Source organism: Mesorhizobium sp. M7A.F.Ca.US.005.03.2.1, from assembly GCF_003997795.1.
In the GTDB taxonomy this organism is placed as follows: domain Bacteria; phylum Pseudomonadota; class Alphaproteobacteria; order Rhizobiales; family Rhizobiaceae; genus Mesorhizobium; species Mesorhizobium ciceri.
This window is the reverse complement of the sequence record NZ_RZRP01000750.1, coordinates 1-3074: the sequence shown is the minus strand read 5'-3', so window position 1 is coordinate 3074 and position 3074 is coordinate 1. Positions and strand designations below refer to the sequence as shown.

Annotated in this window: 2 protein-coding genes; both read left to right on the top strand. The window is 62.2% G+C overall.

Annotated elements, in window-relative coordinates; genetic code table 11:
• A partial coding sequence (locus EN991_RS29570; RefSeq protein ID WP_127370078.1) for an autotransporter domain-containing protein occupies positions 1-2127 on the top strand: 2127 nt, incomplete at its 5' end.
• Between the two features lie 176 nt (positions 2128-2303).
• Positions 2304-3074 (top strand): sterol desaturase family protein (locus tag EN991_RS29565; protein WP_164769457.1); only part of this gene is annotated, 771 nt, incomplete at its 3' end.

Below are 3074 nucleotides of genomic sequence, written 5' to 3'. Positions count from 1 at the left end.
GTGATAACGGGTGCTGTGAACGCAACTGCGGCTACGGCGATCTTCGTGCTCCAGGATAATGTGGTCGGCGCTGGCACGATCAATGTGACGACGAATGGCAATGTCTCGGGTACGACAGGTATCCAGGCAACCAATCTTGGCACGGGCGCGATCACGGTGATCGCCAATGGCGCGGTGACCGGAACGTCGGCCGAGGGCATCGTCGCGACGGGCAACGGCGTAGTGGATGTGCAAGTCGCCGGCACGGTGACGGGCGCGACGCGTGGCCTGACTTTGACTGGTGGGACGGGCGCCATCAACGTCGCCTCGTCGGGCGCGATCCGTAGTCTTTCCGGACTGTCCAGCGATGCGGCGATCGAGACCAATGCCGCGACGATGGCGCTCACAAACGCCGGTTCGATCGTCGGTACAGCGCAGTTTGCCGGCGGCGCGACACTGTTCGCCAACGACGGGAACTGGAACGGCGCCGGTGGAACCAGTGATTTCGGCGGTGGCGCCAGCAGGCTGGTCAACGACGGGACCGCCGTCGGTGGAAACTCCGCCGGCGTCGCGGAGACGACGCAATGGACCAATCTGTTTCAGTTCACCAATCAAGGCACCTTGACAATGGCCGACGCTGGCGCCGGCGATGTGATCCGGCAAACCGGCGGCAATACCGCTTTCGCGACTGGCAGCATCATGGCGATCGATATCAACACGGCCGGCCAGGCCGACAGGTTCAGCACCTCCGGCACCGCGACGATCACTGGCGCGACGCTGACCGTGAACGCCGCGGGCGGCATTGCGGTGCCGGGCACCCGCTATACGGTGTTGACCGCCGATGCCGGGCTGACCGGGCAGTTCGCTGCCTTGACTGGAGTTGTCAACACCGCCTTCCTCAGGCTTGCCGATACCTATGACACCAACAACGCCTATCTCGACATCCTGAAATACCGCAACTTCACCGACGCAGCCTTGACCCGCAATCAGATCGCAACCGCTGGGGGGCTCGAGAGCCTGCCGACATCCGGATCCCTGTACAACGTCATCCTCAACCTCGCGACCGACGTGCAGGCACGTGATGCCTTCGACCAGCTCTCGGGCGAGGTGTATCCCTCGGCGCAGACTTCCCTCATCGAAGATAGCCGTCTTCTGCGCGACGCGGCGACGAACCGCATCCGGGCCGCTTTCGGTATCGTCGGTGCATCGGCCGCTCCGGTCATGGCCTACGCCGATCAGACCTATGGCGGTGCTGCGGGCGCCTATGTCTCGCTCGATCCCAATACGACCGCTGCAGTGGCGTTGGACACCGATCGCTTCGCCCTCTGGAGTCAGGGCTTTGGTTCATGGGGCCATACTGGCAGCGACGGCAATGCTGCCCGCGTTGACCGCTCGACTGGCGGTTTCCTGGCTGGCGGTGACGCCGCCATTTTCGACACCTGGCGATTGGGTATCATGGCGGGATACAGCCGCACCAACCTCGATGTGAAAGACCGCGCCTCGTCGGGCTCGAGCGACAACTATCATCTCGGCCTCTATGGCGGCACCACTTGGGATGTTGGGGGCGGCACGCTCGGCTTGCGCACCGGTACATCCTATACTTGGCACGACATCGCGACGAGCCGCTCCGTCACTTTCCCCGGTTTCAATGACAGCCTCAAGGCAGATTATCGCGCCGGAACGGCGCAGGTGTTCGGCGAACTGGGCTATGGTATCCATGCTGGAAATTTAGGCTTTGAGCCCTTCGCCAATCTCGCCTATGTGAACCTCCGGACTGACGGCTTCACCGAGACAGGCGGCGCGGCGACGCTGACAAGCGCTTCGGCAATCACCGATGCGACCTTCACCACGCTCGGCCTACATGCCTCAGGCGAGTTCACCGTCGGCGAGATGGCGGCGACGGTTCGCGGCACGCTCGGCTGGCGGCATGCCTTTGGCGAGACCGTACCGCTGTCGCGCTTCGCATTCGCCGGCGGCGCACCATTCACCGTCGCGGGCGTGCCGATCGCCAAGGACGGGCTGATACTCGATGTCGGGTTCGACATCGCCATCGCACACAATGCCACGCTCGGCCTCACCTATGGGGGACAATTCGGCAGTCGCGCCGCAGACCAGAGCGTGAAAGCCAATCTCGCGGTCAGGTTCTAGTTGGGGATGGGCCACGCGCCGCAGGACGAGCCCGCATTCGCGTCTCCTCGTCCGCCCGCGTTCCATTCACAATCCGCGTTTGCCGCCGCCACTCGCGCAAAAGGCAGAGCCTTTAGCCTTTGGAAAGGGAGATGTGGTTCCTCTCAGAGGCGCGGACTGCGCGCTGAGGCGAATCGATGGATATCTTTGGCATCAAGGCACTTCTGATCTGCGCCCTGATCTTCATTCCGTTCGAACATCTGTTCGCCGAGCGGCCGCAGAAGATCTTTCGCAAGGGCTTCGCTGTCGATCTGATTTATCTGCTGTTCAACGGCTTCATCATAAAGCTGGCCATCGTCATGATGGCGGCAGGCGCGCTCGGTGCCGCTGCACTCCTGGTCCCGCAAGCGATAACGCATGCCGTCAGCGGCCAGCCCGTCTGGCTGCAGGTTGCCGAAATCATCGTGATCACCGATGTCGGCGTCTACTGGACACATCGGGCCTTTCACAAAATCCCGGCGCTTTGGAAGTTCCATGCCGTTCACCACGGCATTGAAGAACTCGACTGGCTCGGGGCCTTCCACAATCATCCCGTCGACGCCATCGTCACAAAGGCAATATCGCTGACGCCGATCTTTTTCCTCGGCTTCTCGGAAGCGTCGATCGCCGTCTTTTCGACTCTCTACCTTGGACATACGCTGCTTGTGCATTCAAACGTGCGGATTCCGTTCGGCCCCTTGAAGTGGCTGATCGCCAGCCCGCAGTTCCATCGCTGGCACCATGCCAACCAGCGCGAAGCCTATGACAAGAACTTCGCCGGGCAGTTGCCTTTCCTCGACGTGCTGTTCGGCACCTACAATCCCACCGGCGACAAGGTGCCGGACAAGTACGGCGTCGACGATCCGATCCCTTCCACCTATTTCGGCCAGATCGGCTATCCGCTCCTGCGCCGCAGGAAGCTGCCGAAC